General features: G+C 56.8%; 11 protein-coding genes and 2 pseudogenes. 7 read left to right on the plus strand and 6 right to left on the minus strand.

Going from position 1 to position 15,852, the window contains the following annotated elements; genetic code table 11:
* Nucleotides 1-422: 422 nt before the first annotated feature.
* The gene (locus C0Z18_RS31370; RefSeq protein ID WP_102649354.1) at nucleotides 423-1,211 is read left to right on the plus strand and encodes an EAL domain-containing protein; all 789 of its coding nucleotides are present in this window, start codon (nucleotides 423-425) and stop codon (nucleotides 1,209-1,211) included.
* 757 nt (nucleotides 1,212-1,968) lie between these two features.
* Here the strand turns inward: C0Z18_RS31370 and C0Z18_RS31375 are convergent.
* Together C0Z18_RS31375 and C0Z18_RS31380 are read right to left on the minus strand one after the other, a co-directional pair.
* Nucleotides 1,969-2,823, minus strand: coding sequence for a hypothetical protein (locus tag C0Z18_RS31375; RefSeq protein ID WP_102649355.1), 855 nt, complete (start codon nucleotides 2,821-2,823; stop codon nucleotides 1,969-1,971).
* A 43-nt stretch (nucleotides 2,824-2,866) separates the two neighbouring features.
* Nucleotides 2,867-4,537: an ATP-dependent nuclease gene (locus C0Z18_RS31380; protein WP_102649356.1), complete on the minus strand. Its 1,671-nt coding sequence runs from the start codon at nucleotides 4,535-4,537 to the stop codon at nucleotides 2,867-2,869.
* A gap of 774 nt (nucleotides 4,538-5,311) precedes the next feature.
* Here C0Z18_RS31380 and C0Z18_RS31385 point away from each other — a divergent pair.
* Nucleotides 5,312-5,720, plus strand: a pseudogene (locus C0Z18_RS31385) (ATP-binding protein); the annotation flags it as partial.
* A 250-nt stretch (nucleotides 5,721-5,970) separates the two neighbouring features.
* On the opposite strand, the gene C0Z18_RS31390 reads toward C0Z18_RS31385, so the two are convergent.
* The 4 genes and pseudogenes from C0Z18_RS31390 to C0Z18_RS31405 all read right to left on the minus strand — a co-directional run bounded on the left by C0Z18_RS31390 (nucleotide 5,971) and on the right by C0Z18_RS31405 (nucleotide 9,364).
* Nucleotides 5,971-6,384, minus strand: a complete 414-nt coding sequence (locus C0Z18_RS31390; protein WP_102649357.1) for a hypothetical protein — start codon at nucleotides 6,382-6,384, stop codon at nucleotides 5,971-5,973.
* A gap of 398 nt (nucleotides 6,385-6,782) precedes the next feature.
* Nucleotides 6,783-7,452 (minus strand): annotated as a pseudogene (locus C0Z18_RS31395) (AbiEi antitoxin N-terminal domain-containing protein).
* Between the two features lie 281 nt (nucleotides 7,453-7,733).
* Nucleotides 7,734-8,960: a TniQ family protein gene (locus C0Z18_RS31400; RefSeq protein WP_102649358.1), complete on the minus strand. Its 1,227-nt coding sequence runs from the start codon at nucleotides 8,958-8,960 to the stop codon at nucleotides 7,734-7,736.
* Nucleotides 8,960-9,364, minus strand: coding sequence for a helix-turn-helix transcriptional regulator (locus tag C0Z18_RS31405; protein ID WP_332888228.1), 405 nt, complete (start codon nucleotides 9,362-9,364; stop codon nucleotides 8,960-8,962). Before C0Z18_RS31405 ends, C0Z18_RS31400 begins: the two co-directional genes overlap by 1 nt.
* A gap of 207 nt (nucleotides 9,365-9,571) precedes the next feature.
* On the opposite strand from C0Z18_RS31405, the gene C0Z18_RS31410 reads away from it, so the two are divergent.
* The 5 genes from C0Z18_RS31410 (at nucleotide 9,572) to C0Z18_RS31430 (ending at nucleotide 15,582) form a co-directional block, all read left to right on the plus strand.
* Nucleotides 9,572-9,847 (plus strand): DNA-binding protein, encoded by a 276-nt coding sequence (locus C0Z18_RS31410; protein ID WP_102649360.1) that lies wholly within the window; start codon nucleotides 9,572-9,574, stop codon nucleotides 9,845-9,847.
* Between the two features lie 580 nt (nucleotides 9,848-10,427).
* Nucleotides 10,428-11,060 carry a PDDEXK family nuclease gene (locus tag C0Z18_RS31415; RefSeq protein WP_146014147.1) on the plus strand — a complete coding sequence of 211 codons (633 nt, stop codon included), beginning with the start codon at nucleotides 10,428-10,430 and terminating at the stop codon, nucleotides 11,058-11,060.
* Nucleotides 11,060-13,072 (plus strand): hypothetical protein, encoded by a 2,013-nt coding sequence (locus tag C0Z18_RS31420; protein WP_102649362.1) that lies wholly within the window; start codon nucleotides 11,060-11,062, stop codon nucleotides 13,070-13,072. Before C0Z18_RS31415 ends, C0Z18_RS31420 begins: the two co-directional genes overlap by 1 nt.
* Entirely contained in the window at nucleotides 13,069-14,475 is a 1,407-nt protein-coding gene (locus tag C0Z18_RS31425) for a P-loop NTPase family protein (RefSeq protein WP_146014148.1), read from the plus strand. Before C0Z18_RS31420 ends, C0Z18_RS31425 begins: the two co-directional genes overlap by 4 nt.
* Before the next feature lie 99 nt (nucleotides 14,476-14,574).
* Nucleotides 14,575-15,582 (plus strand): TniQ family protein, encoded by a 1,008-nt coding sequence (locus C0Z18_RS31430; protein ID WP_146014149.1) that lies wholly within the window; start codon nucleotides 14,575-14,577, stop codon nucleotides 15,580-15,582.
* Nucleotides 15,583-15,852: the final 270 nt, after the last annotated feature.

Raw genomic sequence — 15,852 nt, forward strand, 5'->3', positions numbered from 1 at the left:
GGTCGAACAAGTCGCTGCCGCGTCAAAGGCGCTCGACGATCAGGGACGCATGCTTGCCGACTCCGTAGCGGTCTTCCGGCTGGGGTCAGAAGCATGACGCGCGCTATCCCAACTAGCGCATGTGCCATCGGGGACGGCGAACGCGGCCGCTAAAGCTCCCGATCCCTTGGCCGTTAACTCAGTAACCCCCGGGCCAACGGCGCGCTCCAATCGGCGATGCGCGCCTTCGGCTCGTTTGACCCGCCAGGAGAGCATGTTTTAAGCATTCCGGCCGACTGTTGCACGCTCGGCCCCGGCAGGCACGCAGCTAACCAGCGCCAAGCCGTGATCGACGCGTGATCGAGACACCTGGCGGTCGCGTCTCCTCCGGGCGTGGAACCGCCGACCCCGATGCTTCTGCTCGACGCAGCAAGAATCGTCCAATGAAGGCTTTAAACGTGAACAAACTTCCATCGCCGTCATTCCCGTCGCGAGGGTGCAGTGCATGTAAGGATGCGAATGCGTTGTCAATGGAGATAGGCTTCGCTTTCCAGCCTATCGTGGACATGAAGAGCCAGAAGCCGTTTGCATTCGAGGCGCTGGTGAGAGGCGCGAATGGCGAACCGGCGAGCTCAGTCTTGTCCCAGATCGACGAACAGAACAAGTACCCGTTCGACCAGCGATGCCGGCAAGTTGCCATTGCGTCAGCGGCCGAACTGAACCTGGACGCCCATCTGTCGATCAACTTTATGCCGAACGCCGTCTACCGGCCCGAAGCCTGTATCCGAACGACATTGATGGCAGCAGAAACACATGGATTCCCGCTCGACAAGATTATCTTCGAGACTGTCGAGGGTGAATTTATCGCTGACCGCACGCACATTGTCAACGTCTTCAGATCGTACAAGGAGTACGGTTTCCTGACTGCCATCGACGACTTCGGCTCCGGTTATTCGGGGATGGCGTTGCTCGTGGATTTCCAACCCGACATCGTTAAACTGGACATGTTCCTGCTTCGGAACATCGATCAAGATTCGGTACGTCAACGGATCGTCAAGGGGATTTTGGCCATCGCCAATGACTTGGGCATTCGCGTGATCGCAGAAGGCATCGAGTCAAAGGGCGAGCGGGATTTCTTCTTGGCCGAAGGCGTCAGCCTCATGCAGGGTTACCTATTCGCAAAACCAGCGTTCCGCCAACTGCCAAATCTCGACGAAGCCTCGTTTGCATGAAATATCGCTCGCGCGTTAAAGACTGAATATAATGCTACTGTGTGGCGACGATCTCGCACCCATGTTCGGCACCAGCCGAGCGTTGTGAGCTTCTCGTCGGACATCAGGGAGCGAGGCGCCTCGTTATCACGGGCAAGGCGCGGCCGCGGCCATGCTCCCGGTGCATAATCGTAGGGGCTCGGGACGTCTCTGCGCGAAAGAGTACCCCCACCTCGCGCTACCAAAGTCCTCCGGAAATGTCTTGCTCGTTCGTTCAGCTTCCGATTCTAGGTGGTGCCCTTAAATTCGCGCTTACGAAAAAGTCGCGTAGCATGACTTGGGTGTCCGTTCCCTGAGCCAAATGGGACGCCCCAACGTCTCGCCATCGACGCAAATCAATGACGCTTAATGGCCGATTGGGTGAGGTCGCCAACGGCCGCTTAGTGGCACTCCCGTTTGCACAATCTGGATTGGGCTGACTGGCCGGTTTGGAGAAAATTGTCTGACCGGAGTGGGTCGCTTTATGCCTTTTGCATGAGAGGCTGCGCCTGCGGCGATCGCCGGGCTCGGTCGTCGGGCGCTAGCCGGCCACGAAGCGACGCTTGCTCGACGGCGACAAATGGCTGAAACTCGACGCGTTTCGGCCATTCGACCCGTTTGGTATCGACTAACGGCCTGTGCGGATACAGCTACCATTGAGCGATGAAAGATGAGCAACTTCCGAAGGCGCGTTGGCCTGATAGCGGCGAGCCGCGTCTATGGACAGTCGAAGGTCAAGCTACGAACTGAATATCGCCAGCCAGCGCTTTCGGCGTTTGATCGAGTCTCGGTCAGCTAACAGGAAGTAGAAAAAATCCTCGTAGTGCGGCACGACCATCTGAGTGATGTTTTTGCTTCGCTCATATTCACCCGCCGAATGAGCCATCGCCTCAAGCAGGTGATGAATCGGCTGGAAGGTTTCCACCAAGCGCCATATCGCCAGCGGCGCCGCTTTCTCGATGACATACTGCCGGTGGTAGCAGTCGAACCGAGTCATCGGGTGGCCGTTTTCGTCGAGGTTCATCGTGTAACCATTGGACACGCCGTCGCTATCCATCTTGTAGATCATTTCCAGTGCTGATCGCTCTCGCCTCACTGCTGGGGTATATTCCTCATACAGCGACACAGCGATGTCGAGCCACTTGTAGAGCGGGCTACGCTCCATCTTCGCTTCGCAAACCTCGTTCAGATTGAAGTAACGCGACTGGTCGCCGTAGTCCGACAGGAACGCGACGACCGCTTCATCGTCCTCAGTCAGCGGTGGCGGCTCGGCCTCGCCGCGCGAATAGAGTGGAATGAGTTGACGGCATTCCTGATAAAGGCGTTCAACATTATGCCCATAATTCCGTCTTAGCTCTTTAATCGTGGGCGACCTGTAATCGTTGCTCAACATGTGATGCGTGACGACCGCGAGCTTGAGAAGCCGCTCGAACCCAATCGACAGGTGAAAGAACGCTGAGTAGAAGTTCCCCTCCGTGTCCTGATAGAAATTCGCTTTCAGGAGCAATTCGAACCCGGACAGGATGGTGTTCTTCGCAAGGTGTGCCTCCTGACAGAGCAGCGTAAATTTTTTGTTGAATCCGATGAGGTCCACCGCGAAGTCCTTTTCGATAAGAGTTCAGGTTCATTCAACGTATTTAATCAGGTATGCCTTTGCGGCTCGCGTTTACGAGCCATCCGCGTACCTTAGATAGGAATGCCCAAACGTCGTTCTCACACGGACGAGCATAGCTTTCGCTTGTCGGATCAGCGCCCAATTTCTCAAAGATAGACGTTAGCCAGTTAGGCCCATGCCCAGACACTTCGCGGTGCTTTAGCCATGACTCGAGTTCGCCACCCGGCACGATAAAAATACCGTGCTCGCTCAATTGATCTAGGAGAATCTGCGCGGCGCGGCGATCATCTGATTCCAGAATGTTGACCCCTCCGTCACGCTTCATATTTTTGCCGCTCTTGTCCAGTGCTGCCTTCACTGAATGGCGCATGCTTGCGAGGCCGTCGCGAGATATGGCGGGAATGCCAGCCCCGTCGAGAAGGTTCGCCCAAACGGTCCCGCCTTCTTTCAACGCATCAATATCGACGATACCAACGGCCGGAATCCCGAGCTGACGCAGCGGGCGGAGAATTGTCGGAATGGTCTGCTTGTTCTGCGCATTGATGAAGAGCGCATTTCCGATCGCCCACTCCGGCTTGTATTGCAAGAGTCTTTCGTTGATCTCCTGATAGAAAGCACGATCGGCGTCGGATTCTGTGACAACGACGAATTCGTAAAAAAGTGCGTTTAGTACCCCCGTAGACCTCAGAAGTGGGTGACGCATGAGTCGGACAAGGGACTCTCCGTCAAGTACGCGTGCTGATGCGGTGCCACTTCTGTAGTTCAATCGGACAATGTTGATGCGTGCCCCCGATTGTATGCAGCCCATGAGGAACGAGGCACTATGCGTGGCCGCAAACACTTTTTTACCTTGAGTTAGTGCTCCCCGTGACACTTCGTGGCCCAATTTGAACGCAACGGAAGGGTGTAGGAACGCTTCAGGCTCATCGATCAGCATGACGCTAGGATTGCCTGCTATCGTGGCAATGATGATTCCAGTAAATGCTTTCACGCCGTCGCTTGCGTCGCCGATATAACGTGCCTTGGCATGGTACGCCACACCCTTTGGAACCAAACCCCGTTCTTCCATTACATCGTGCGGCGGTTCGTCTGCAAGGCGGATTTTTAGTTTTCCGAGGTCGGTCGGATCGATGAGAAGGTAGCTCCCAAACGCTTCGAACACGATACGACGAACCTCGTGATATTTCGCGTCATCGCGAAACAACACTTGAAAGTTCGTTTCAGGGGGACGTTGTAGATCACCTCCCGCTTGATCGCTGACAAGGTTGATTCGGTTTGCCCCCGAAAGGCTTAACGTGTCGTAAACCTGAAACCATTGGCAATATGCCGCAACGTGGTCGTTCGGCGCTTTCATGTACTGCCTGTAGCTCGCGACTGGAAGGGCGTTTCCGTTCCTTGTGAGACCTACAAATATGTGGTCCGGCGGAGCTTCCCGCCCAGGTTCATCCGGGCGTCGGATACGTTCGAGAGCTACATCGATGGCGGCGTCGTCGAATGCAGCAAAGGTTAGATCGTCGAGGATAACGGCTTTATTGTCTTTTATGCCGGTGCGGCAGAATTCTGCTATCTCCGACAGAAGTTTGCTCTTCCCTGAATTATTTGGACCGACAAAGACATTCACAGGTGCAGCAGCTACCGACTCTGCTGCAGTTTCCGAGTTTTTGCCAAACTTTAACTTGAATGTTTCAATCATTTTTGGTCGAAGTGCTGTGCCGGATTTTTTGCTTTCTCTGAGTCTTCGCGACCCCACAAAGTCCGCCGAATGGCGGGCCGCGAAACACGTCACTCGCGGTGAGAGCCGAGCGAATGCTGCTGCATTATAGAAACCTTCATTCGAGTGTTCCAGCGACCCAACGTTCAGCGTTTGTCTCGTATCGGCGAGACAGCGGACCGCCGCCAATGCCGACTGAGTGACTCGAATGGGTCGGCAAGCGTCTTTCGCTTTGGGCGAGAACGGCTTCCGCGTGGCGTACCGCGCCCAGATGTTCGCAGCCAAAACGTCGTGATGTCGCCAATGCAAATCAGTGCCGGAGCCGTCTTTCGATGCGCGCCTCGGAGCTGGGCGCGGCAATAGCCACCCATATGCATCAGGCCGTGGGGGATGGGACGATGCCCAGCGTCCAATGCAAACGGATCAACACGCTCAGATTCCTTTCGGCTTCTTCAACTTGTTCGTGATACCGCCGGTTGACTCCAACTCTTTCAATAACGAGCGCGATCATAACCACAGGAGGTGACTCAGCGCAATGAGCGCGCTCCGTGCATGCTGCTCACGTCCACGGCCCATGTCGTCCTGAGTCTGCTGCAGCCCATCTGCGAGAGTTGTTACGTGCATGGCTACACATGGCGGGAAAGGTCGCCTAGCGTACCGCTGCCGCCGAAGATCGTACGGCGTTGCAGTTGGCGACGCCGCCGCGTGCCGATACGTCGCGCTATAACGGTTTGCGCAAGGCGCGGGAGGCAGGCCATGCGTGACTTGATCACTGAACTGAAGCAGCTACGGTTGCACGGGATGGCGGCTGCCTGGGGCGAACTGCTCGAACAGGGCAACGTTGAGGAGCCGACGGCCCGGTGGTTGCTTGAGCAGTTGCTTGCCGCCGAGAGCCGAGAGTACCGATCGGGCCCTGCGCTCGGTCAACCAACAGATGAACGCCGCGAAGTTCCTGGCGCATCGCGTGGCGGGCTTCGACTTCGATGGCTCTCCGGTTGATCGCAAGCTCGTCATGCAACTGGCCGACATGAGCTTTACCGAAGCCGCGCACAACCTGGTGCTGGTCGGCGGAGCGGGTTCGGGCAAGACGCATCTGGCGACGGCCATTGGCGTGTCCGGCATCGTGCATCACGGCAAGCGGGTTCGCTTCTACTCGACGGTGGATCGGTCGATAAGACGCTCAGATGACGGCTCCCGCCGACCCGCGGCTAGACGCTACGAGCCCTCCAAAGCGTCCGCGAACTTGCTCCATAGCCCGTTCGTTGAACGGCCGTACGCCTGAATGTCGGCCATCATTAGCCCGACTGATCTTTGTCTGAGCTTTTGCATGAGCGTACGGCGCGTTGTGCGTTTGTGCCATTATCCCGGCACGCCCGACTACGCGCAGAACGACGGCTCGGGAAGTGGGCACGGGGTCACCAACTGGAATCGCCGTCGGCGGCGAACTCGCGTCTTGCCACGTCCACGACAAGCCGTGGCTGGCTCTGAAAAACTTCGGCTGGAGTTCGACCGTCAAGTAGCGCATGCGGCGAGTAAAGCCAGAAAGCGCGGCGCCAGCCGCCGCGATCTTCGTCTTCGCCGGGCAGCAACCTCAGGAGATCGGCAACCTCGGGCTTAACGTTGCCTAGCACGTCAAATTGGACGTCGGGATATCGAAACGCGTGTTCATGTGCAACCCACACCCCGAACAACGTTCCGTTCGAGCGCAAGCGAGCCGCGAACCGTTCGATGTTTTCGGAGTGCGAAAGTCGAGCCATTTTCGCCAAGCGCAAATCGTCGGGCCAGTCCTTGGCAAGCAACTCGTCACGGAAATGTTCGATGGATCGCATGGTGCATCTCCCGTTGCTGCGGCAGGCCGCAAATAAGTTGTGCGTCCTTCGTACAGCTGGCGCGCCAAGCATACCTCGGTTAAGGCACGCAGTCCGCTTTTAGCTTCTTGAACCCTGGGGCAGCTGAGGTTATACCGACCGATTGATGGGTGAGCAGAAGCTGGACGTCGCCCTCAAACTGACAGGCACGATGTACCTCGAGTGGACATTGCTGGCCGATCTCGACACGTGCTTATCTGGTCCGCATTGATGGCTGCTCGTGCTTCCGCTGGTCGGCCATCGGCGATTGTCGTTGCCGTCGCCTCGGGCCTTCTGACCGATGGGATACGCATGGCTGCAATGCGCGCGTTGCCCCACGACTAACGCGATTGAGTCGCCGTCGAACTCAAGATTGCCGATCATTTCGGCTTGAGTGTTATCCGGCCATTTTTTGGCCGATTCGGCCATCTTTTCCCGGCACCGAGACGATCCACTGACCTTCACTCGGGGGCGGTGGCTCAAAAACTCGTCAAGGACGTCGGCGCGCAGGTAACGCAGGCTCACCATTAGATTACTCGCTTCCTCGAGCGACTGTCCGTTGCCGATGTCGCTAGCGAGTTCCAGGATGGCTCGCTCGGGCACTGACACCCGCCCGCACCTGTGGATCGCCAGCACGAAGCGGCTTTAGGCCCTTCTTGTAAGGCAGATCATGGTCGAACAGGGCAGTGGTCTGAAATGACTAGCTCAGGTGCTCATCCACCCAGGAGGGGATGCGGTACGCTTTCTGGCCCCACAGCACAACCTTTTCGCGAAACGCGATGTTGTGGCGGACGCCTTGCCACGAGAGTGCCGTTTCCCCCCAACGTGAAGGCCGGTAACGGGTCGAGTTAGGTACGCGATCGAACCGTCTCTTGTTGGGGTATCACCGGTCATAAGGTAGACGCCCTGTGAGAGCCGTTGCAGCCACCCGGATTTGACCATGTGCGCCGCGAGTGCGGCGCTAATCCCCATGCCCCGGAGCATGTCGGAATCGATGGGGTGGCCGCGCCGGCTCTCCCGCATCAGCTGCAGGACAGTTCTTTTGCTCATCGGCGTCTCTGCGTTGTTTCGTTGCTGAATATGCTCGGTTCTTTGATTATCTGCAATTTACTAACAAAACGCGCGTCGTTTGGACCAGGACATACGTTGGACGAGTCCGCTCTCCGGCGCATACATGCTGGAGACTTCACCACTGACATGGGCCGGCGCGGTTATTGGTATAGTCCGATTACATCGATTGGAACAATTAAAACGTCATCGTCTGACCATCTACGCACGAGTCGACAGCCAGTATTTGGACCCACCGCCAAGTCGAGCCGCAGTGTCAAAGGTCAACCGCCGCTGATGCGCAGAAATTCCGCTAGGTCTGCGCCTCTGGGGCCTCTGGAAGGCCGTGCCTTCCAGTATCGGTGCATCTCGGTGCCCCAATTCTTCAGGTCAGTTTCGCTCGCTGCGTGAATTCGATCAAACGCGATGTGGTGCGACGCAGTCAGCAAACGCGGGACAGCGGGAAGGCCAAAGCGAAGTCGCAAACGCGCGGCTGTTCGGCGCGCGCAGCCAATCGCACGCGCGATACGCCGGCAGTCACCTTGCTCGGCAACAAATATCCGTGCGAATCCTTGCACCGACTTGCTTGCATCGGCTGCGATCGGAGGTCGTGCCGACCAAATTGAAGTGCGGAACGTCGCTTGCTCGCAATTCAAATCTTCAAATCGATCGAACAGGCTGGCGAGAGCCATCACGATCGCCATCCCAGGGGCACCCTGCCCGCGGAAGCCGGCATCGATCATCAAATCGCGCCCTTCATAGCTGGGATGCAACAACATAGGACGATGCTTTTGGAGCCAGTCATTTGGGAACCGCGACCGAACGTGGCGGCTAATCGAGGAGCATGAATGATGTTTTTTCGCGCTCCCGATGGCAAGTTCAATGCACCGTTGTCTGACGCGAAGTCGGAGACGTGATGGCTCGACGCGCTGCGTAAGTAACGAAACGGCGAATGCCCTATACCGTGCCACGGCCTCGTCCTGCCAGTTGGGACTTGTTTCCAAAACGTACCTCGTGCCTTTTACATAGTGACTGGGCAAGCGCTCCGCTGCTCTGTCATCGTGTACAAGGCAGAGCACCTTGTGATGATGAATGCAAATATCAACGCCTGGGAGTTGATGCTCCCGCCTCCACCAACAGAAACCAACGTCAATGGCATCTTGTTGGGCGCATTCCAAGCAAAAACGTAGGTGCTTGAGAATCTGACTGTCGGCAGGCTTTAACCACGCCGCCACGAGATCTTGGTAACTGTAGCGTTCCTTATTTCCCGGTGGACAGGCGTATGTGAACGGTAGCAGCGAATGGTTTGCTAAATAGGTTTCGGAATCTATTCCGAGTCGAGTCGAAATAACCTTAAAAGGCTGTCGGAATTCGTCGCGCTTGCGATGATCTCTGGATTTACCCAACAATATCCGTCGAAGATCCGCGAGCGTTGAGATTCCGTTAAGGTATGAAATACGTCCGGAGTGAGCGACCCCGAGTTCGCCCGGCATCGCTTGGGCAATGATCATCAGCGTTTTGCCTCCCTTTTGACGAACCGCATTGCCAGTTCATCGAGCTCCGCCAAGCTTCGGATCACTTGTGCAAGCGCATGCGCGTGCTGGTCGCTGCCGTCCCAAACTTCAGCGAGAGCAGACATGAGTTCCGAATTCCGACGCGCATCAGTGTGTCGGCCGCAATTTAGCCGACGGGATGCATAGATGCATATCTTATCCAGGAGCCGTGTATGTCGAACGATGCGTCCAGCGAGGATGCGACTCACTTGCGACTGACTGGCGCCTACGGCACGAGCCAGTTCTGACTGCGTTACACCCGCCCCTTTAAAGCGAGGTGCGAGCTTCAAGCCTAGGCGCTGCGGATTCGATGATGTTGGCATCATATCTCTTCGATCATGCATATGTGCATAGTAGTACATAAGAAGAGGAATGCAATAGTTCGGACGGATTGCTCCGATCGTGCGCCACGGGTCATTTCAATCGAAGTTTGTGTCTATTTAGTTGCGATAAAATTAATCGTGCGGAGTATGGATAGGTGTTATGGCTTAAATCGATTCTTTTTGAATTGCATTGAAAAATTTGTTCTGATTGAATAAAATTTGTTCATCGTTTTTCAAGTCTCCACAATGTTGCCCAACAGAACACGCGAAGAAGTTCGGGATGCCTTTTCTGCTCACGGCATAACAGTCGTCGAGTGGGCGCGTGCACACGGGTTCAGCCCGGACTCGGTGTATGCCGTCCTTCTGGGGCGTACGCGCGGAGTGCGCGGGGAGGCCCATCGGATTGCAGTTGCGCTGGGGCTTAAGTCGTCGGCGGAAACGCCGAACCCGATGGTATGGCCATCGAATGGCCCGGATCGACCAGTCGAGACTCAGCAGGAGGGGCGCATGTCGAACAATTGATTTGGGGGGGGAAGCACAAAGGCCGCAGCTCTTGCAGGAGCATGCGGCCTTTCTGGACGTGCATATCGCTTTCAGGTTGCGATTACATGTATCGTCGTCCACAGCTTTGCCTTTGTCAAGGCGAAGTTGTGGGCCCTGCTTTTCCCCGTTTTTTCGGTGTCGTATCAGCTCTACGTGCCCGCCCGCCGGGTGCGCAGGCATCGTTCACTCGACGAAGGGGAACACAATGCAATCTACTCGCTCAGCGGCAAAGTCATCACGCATGATGGCACTGGTTCGGCGTTATGAAAGCCGTCAAGGGATAGACAGGACCGGGGCCCAGTATCAACCAGCCATCAAAGCTGTCCGCGGGGAAGCGCCCAGCATGTCGCGGTGTAGTCAGATCTTATCGTCCAAACTCCAGAGGTCCGTGCATGTTTTAAGTTCCACCGAGGCCGCCGCCGCGGTCGTAGCGCTTCATTGTCCAGCGCTCGTCGATCTGCTGGAGCAGCGATGCTTACCGCTCGAGCCAGCCCGCCACCCGGCATCGCTCTATAACGATGCGAGTCCCAACTTACTGTGGTTGCCCGGAACGATTCGGGTGGCTGAACGGCTCGAACTCACAAAATACCAACCGCGCTTCGTGGCGGAAGACGCCGACGGTGCTTATCACGTGCCTATCCCGTTGGTCGGCGATCTGTTGCTGATTCTGCGTGACGCGGCCGGCGTCTATGCGGTGAATTGGACCGTGAAGCGCACCGAGGAGGCATTCCTCGAGCGGCAGGGTCTGCGCCCGCTACGTCGTCGCAGCCACGAAAGCGTCATGCACGCCACAGCGCGCCATCGGATCGAGGAAGTCTGCTACCAGGAATGCGGGATTCCGACGCATCGGGTCACCCGAGCGACGTTTGATCAGACGCTGGTCGATAACTTGCGAATGTTGATTCCGTGGGACAGTCGACGGACCGACTTACAGGAGTTGCAGCGCGAGGAGATGGTCAGTGCTTTTTGCGGCATCGTCGGCACGGAACGCGCACCGCTCGATTTGTTGGAATCGCTGGGTAAGCAGTTCAGGTGCGAACGGCGGGACTGCTTGGTTGTGTTGTACCAGGCGATCTGGCGCCGTGAGTTGATCGTTGATCTCTTTAAGCCGGTACTCGTCAATAAGCCCCTCAGGCCGGAACGGACGAATCCATTCCATCGCTATGCGCAATTGTTCGCGCGAGGTGCGTAATGAACATCGGGTCCTTGCTTGAATTTCCTGAAGGGTACCGCGGCATCCCCAAGTCGGCCAAGCTGCACTTGCTCGATAACTTCCATTCGCCGACATGGACCTTTTTGGTCGAGTTCATCGACGCAAAGGAGAAAAGAGCGGTAATACGACGGATAGCGCGCCCGGATTTCGAGTCCGGACTTCTCGAACACGCGATTTGCGTGAGCGGCACGCAGCCATCGCTGCCGCCTTGGCTGGTTTCACTCGAAGGGATTGATCTACAGAGCATTGAAGCCGCTAGAGGCCGTGGCAAACACTCCAACGTCGACAGGGTAACGGCTCGTTTGTGCGAGATTCAGCCTTTGCTAAGTCGCGTTGAACAAATATTTTGCTCCGGCGATCCGTCGCGGGCCATCGCTGCGCTGGCTCGTGTCTTTGCACCGCGGTCCCATCCGAATCGCCTCTGCTTGTGGTTCGCCTGCTACCGTGTGTTTGGGAGCGAACGTGCCCTTTATCCATCGTACATTCGCATTGGACACTGGGATCGCAAAAGCATATCCGCGTGCAAGCCGCTGGGTCTTCCACCCCGAGGTGGCCGTGGCACGTACTTTCATGTCGACGACAATGCACGCCGGACCATAGAAAATGGCTACGCTAAGTGCATGGACATCGGAAGCAAGTGGCCTGAAGTCTACGTTAAGATTCTCAAGAACGATTTCAACTGCACGACCGTGGGCAAGGGCGAGGAATTACGCATCGTCTCGCGTGACAGTAACCCCTTTCCCACCATCAATCAGGTAACGTACTGTACCCGCAAAGCCTACAGCCCAGGTTTGCGGAGTGAGGCCATCTACGGGGCTAGCCGTGTGCGTCAGCGCCTTGCCCCGGACCAAGGCCGATACAGTCGAGGTGTTGCAAACGTTTTCGAACGCGCGGAGGCTGACGGCTATTTCCGCAAGGATCGCCTCCGTGATTTCGCCGGAAGGCCTTCCGACAAAAAATTCTGCGTAGTCAGACTCGTCGATGTCTTATCTGGCGTGATCGCAGGTGTCGGGTTCGCTTGGGGAAGTGAAACCGCAGACGCGTACCGGATGGCCCTTTTTTGCGCCTCCATTCGAAAGGCTGAATTTGCCCGACTCTTTGGCCTCGAGATCAGTGATGAGGACTGGCCATGCATCGGCTTACCCGCGCACCTATCGATAGACCGCGGACCTGGGGCAGCGCAAACCGTCTTGGGTGACGATCGTTACATTGGCTGGCGCGAGCTGACGGCGTCGTTCTCGCCCATGGATAAGGCGAGTGTCGAATCCTCCCATCCGAGGACCGTCCGGACAGAAGGGCGGCCGATAAAATTCCAAAGCACCTTGACACCGGTCGATGCGGCAAAGGACGAAATACTCAGAGCGATAAAAGACAATTGGAGCAGCGACGCGAGCGAGCGTCTGACGCCCGACATGATTGAACTCAATAACCCGCCCAATCCGATGAGCATCTGGGAATGGCTTGATAAACGTGGTCGCACGAGTGCGGAATTGATCAGCTCTGATGAAGCGGTTCGTACCTTCCTAACACCGGTTGAGTTCAAGGCAACACGGGACTCTCTCCGTCTCGATGCCCGCAGTTTTGCGTCGCAGGAATTGGAAGCTGCGGGCTTCCGCCAACGACTGCCGCGATCGCAGACGTTGAAGGTGCCTGGCTATGCGATGAATCTGTGCGTGCGCCACGCTTGGGTCAAGGTCGATCATCGTCTTATTCCCGTTGACGCGCAATTGCCAATCCGGGACGACGATGCCCAGTTGTACTCCACTACTCTTCACCTTGCCGCTGAGGTCCAGCAACTGGCGGCGATGCGGTCGGATCAACGGGAGCGCGCAATTGGTGAGGAATTGAAGTACCAGCAGGCATGCGAGGCAGCTACGGGCAAAGACCCTACTGCCGGCACGTGGGCTTCGGCCAAGGGTAAACGCCGGGGAAAGAGCCGAATACAGTCGAACGCGGAGCGTGATGCCTTGACTCCGAGGGCCACGCCATGAAGAACCTCACGCCATGGGCGAAGCGATTCGTCAATCTCGACGACAAAACGATTGAAGCGCGAACGAGATTATCACCAGACCCGGTCGTGTTACCTCACTCGATTTCTGCTGGCATGGCTGCCTCGACTTTGCTTTGCGGGCTCGAGTCAATTTTCGTTGCAACGCCACCCGGCATTCGAGTCATTCGTCGTATCGTCGATGTGGCGGCGACATATTCCCGAGCGGTCTTTCCGGAAGTCGATCCGCGATCTTTCATGGCTCAGCTTTACGACTTCGAATCCGTAAAACTAGCACCTCGCCCTGCGATTTGCCTCACCGGTCTCGCAGGTAGCGGAAAGAGCGCCTTGCTTAAAGCGGTGACCAGATTGTTACCGGACACGGAGTGCGAGGGCCACCCTGGCCAACCCCTTCCCCTACGCAGTTTCCTCTACCTTGCAGTGAAAGAGCACGACACCGAGGCTGCAATCTTCAACTCGCTGCGAGAATCGACGGCGCGTTGGCGTGACCCAGCGCACACCGCGCATGTTTCGCTCTCGAACGAGGCTGTCCGCAGGAAAAGGGTGGGAAGCGTTAGCGGAGAGATGCCTGTTGCGCAACGCGGGGTCTTTCGTGACGGGGTATCGGCAATATTGCTTGATGAGCTGCAGTTCCTCGCACAGAGCGGCGCAACTACCCGAGTTACGAAGACTCTCCTACTTCATACCTACCTTGGGCCACCTCTTTTGTATGCTGCCAATTACGACATGGTCCACGGCCTGGCAAAGCGTGCGCAGCAGTATCGCGATAGGCTGCTGTCGAACCCGCTTGTCATGTTGCCCGATTGCCTCGAGTGCGCGGATGAACTGGCCGGGTGGACCGAATATTTGGGCGAGATACTTCGCGTGGCGAACGGCGGCTTAGCTTTCGATCAAACAAAGGACGCTGAACTATTGCATAGGTACAGTTTTGGGCTCCGCAGAAAGCTCCAACTCTTACTCTCAATCGCTTACGGCCGCGCCCGTGAAAGCGGCAAGTCATGCGCACACCTCGGTGATATTGATTGGGCATACAAGTCCACTCATTATCAGATACATCGGGCGGATGTCGAGGAACTAGCTGGCATAGAGGTGGGCGCGACATCACGGCGAAGCGATCTTGTCTGTCCGTTCGAGGTGGAAGAGCGCGTTAAGGCGGCGCGGCTGAGGCTCTATCGAACCCGGCTTAGGGAGGAGACGGACCAGCGCGTAGTGGTCGCGGCGATGAATCCGCTGGAAGCTAAGGAATATGCATCGGCCGGTGGTGCTGTCGGCAAAGTCGGCGTTGCCCCGAATGGTCGATCGAGCGGGCCCCGGGTGAAAAAGCCGGTCTCGGCGACGTCCCTGTCGGAGGGGCGGCAACGTTTTAAGAGGGGGCGTGAGAGGTAGCAGCCCGTGTCTACATGGCGGACATTGACACTACATGTCTGCGCTTCTCGCGGCGTGCCCGTGATAGCTGCCGGTTCCTCGGAATGGGTGGAGGTCCAAATGGTAACTGCATCTGAAATTCAGCCGCCCTTAGGCTTGCGGATTCCACTTCCCGTCGGGGAGTGGTTACCAGACGAGACGATTTTTAGTCTCGCGAGTCGCCACCACGTCGTCGCATGTAACCGGCGCGGCTCGGATACCTGTATGCAGTTGTTCGGTCACGCGCGCGTGGGGAGTAAGCATGACGTTCCATCGCGACTTGATACGTTCGTCGCTAGAACTGGTGGGCAACTCGGCAGCGTAGAGGAGATCGTATTTGAGCGCACTATCTTGCCTTTGTATTTTCCCTTGACGTCAAAAGAGCGGATGGAGGACATCATTCGAACCGTGCGAGATACGATGACGGGGTCGCTCCGGTATCCGCTGTACATGCTCTTGAATCGCTTTTCCGCCGTTCATCCGCTAAAGGCTTGCGAGCAATGCATCGATGAAGATGTCAAGCAGTTTCAGGTTGCTTATTGGCATCGTGCTCATCAATACCCTGGCGTCTGGATATGCCCGACCCATAACAGGGAGCTTCGCGAAATCACGATGTCCATTGGACGATCCCGCGGTTACGGTTGGTCCCTGCCAAGGAAGGAGCATTTCGCACGCGCGTCGAACACGTGTTCGCTTGCGAGCGTTGAACCTGACCGTACCGTCTTGCTCTGCCGATTGGCTTTCGCCGCCGCCGCTCTCGCCGCGCTGACGCCCAACGTCTTCATTGAGAAAGAAAGAGCGGTGCGAACATACAGGAACAGGCTCATTGCGCTGGGGATGCGAAGTACATCTGGGGAGCTGCAGCTATCGCGATGTGTAACGTCGGTGCTCGAGGCGGCGATGCCGCTCCGGTCAGTACCTGAACTCTTGGCGCTGCCTGCGAACGAACGTCAGGCGCGTGCGTACATAATGCGATTGACTTGGTTGCCCGTTCAGAATATGCACGTCTTGCTGCATCTCTTCTCGATTGTTTGGCTTTTTCGGAATTGGAATTGCTTTTGGGATAGTTACCTGACCTGTACCGGATAGCGATGGTCCGCGGATGTAGGATCATGTTGACTGCACTTGAGCGCACCAAGATCGCTGAGGAATTTCCTGGGTATGTTTCGCGGATGATGCACCATCTGTCGCGCGGTGCCCGGAGCAAATCGGCGGTACGGGCTCAGGCGGGGCTACGGGCCTATGGCGTCACCAGATGTACCGCGGCACGTGTGTATCACCATGAGGGAAAGCGAGGAGGCGCGCGCCATCTGGAAACGTCGGTTCTTCGCACCGCGTGGCGATTTTCATGACGTCTTG

Source organism: Trinickia dabaoshanensis, assembly GCF_002879885.1.
In the GTDB taxonomy this organism is placed as follows: Bacteria; Pseudomonadota; Gammaproteobacteria; order Burkholderiales; family Burkholderiaceae; genus Trinickia; species Trinickia dabaoshanensis.

Excerpts from the sequence above, each read along its gene's own strand:
- C0Z18_RS31390 (WP_102649357.1), bottom strand. The coding sequence starts at position 6,384 with ATGCGATCCATCGAACATTTCCGTGACGAGTTGCTTGCCAAGGACTGG.
- C0Z18_RS31380 (WP_102649356.1), bottom strand. The coding sequence starts at position 4,537 with ATGATTGAAACATTCAAGTTAAAGTTTGGCAAAAACTCGGAAACTGCA.
- C0Z18_RS31430 (WP_146014149.1), top strand. The coding sequence starts at position 14,575 with ATGGTAACTGCATCTGAAATTCAGCCGCCCTTAGGCTTGCGGATTCCA.
- C0Z18_RS31400 (WP_102649358.1), bottom strand. The coding sequence starts at position 8,960 with ATGATCATTGCCCAAGCGATGCCGGGCGAACTCGGGGTCGCTCACTCC.
- C0Z18_RS31425 (WP_146014148.1), top strand. The coding sequence starts at position 13,069 with ATGAAGAACCTCACGCCATGGGCGAAGCGATTCGTCAATCTCGACGAC.
- C0Z18_RS31410 (WP_102649360.1), top strand. The coding sequence starts at position 9,572 with ATGTTGCCCAACAGAACACGCGAAGAAGTTCGGGATGCCTTTTCTGCT.
- C0Z18_RS31405 (WP_332888228.1), bottom strand. The coding sequence starts at position 9,364 with ATGTACTACTATGCACATATGCATGATCGAAGAGATATGATGCCAACA.
- C0Z18_RS31420 (WP_102649362.1), top strand. The coding sequence starts at position 11,060 with ATGAACATCGGGTCCTTGCTTGAATTTCCTGAAGGGTACCGCGGCATC.
- C0Z18_RS31370 (WP_102649354.1), top strand. The coding sequence starts at position 423 with ATGAAGGCTTTAAACGTGAACAAACTTCCATCGCCGTCATTCCCGTCG.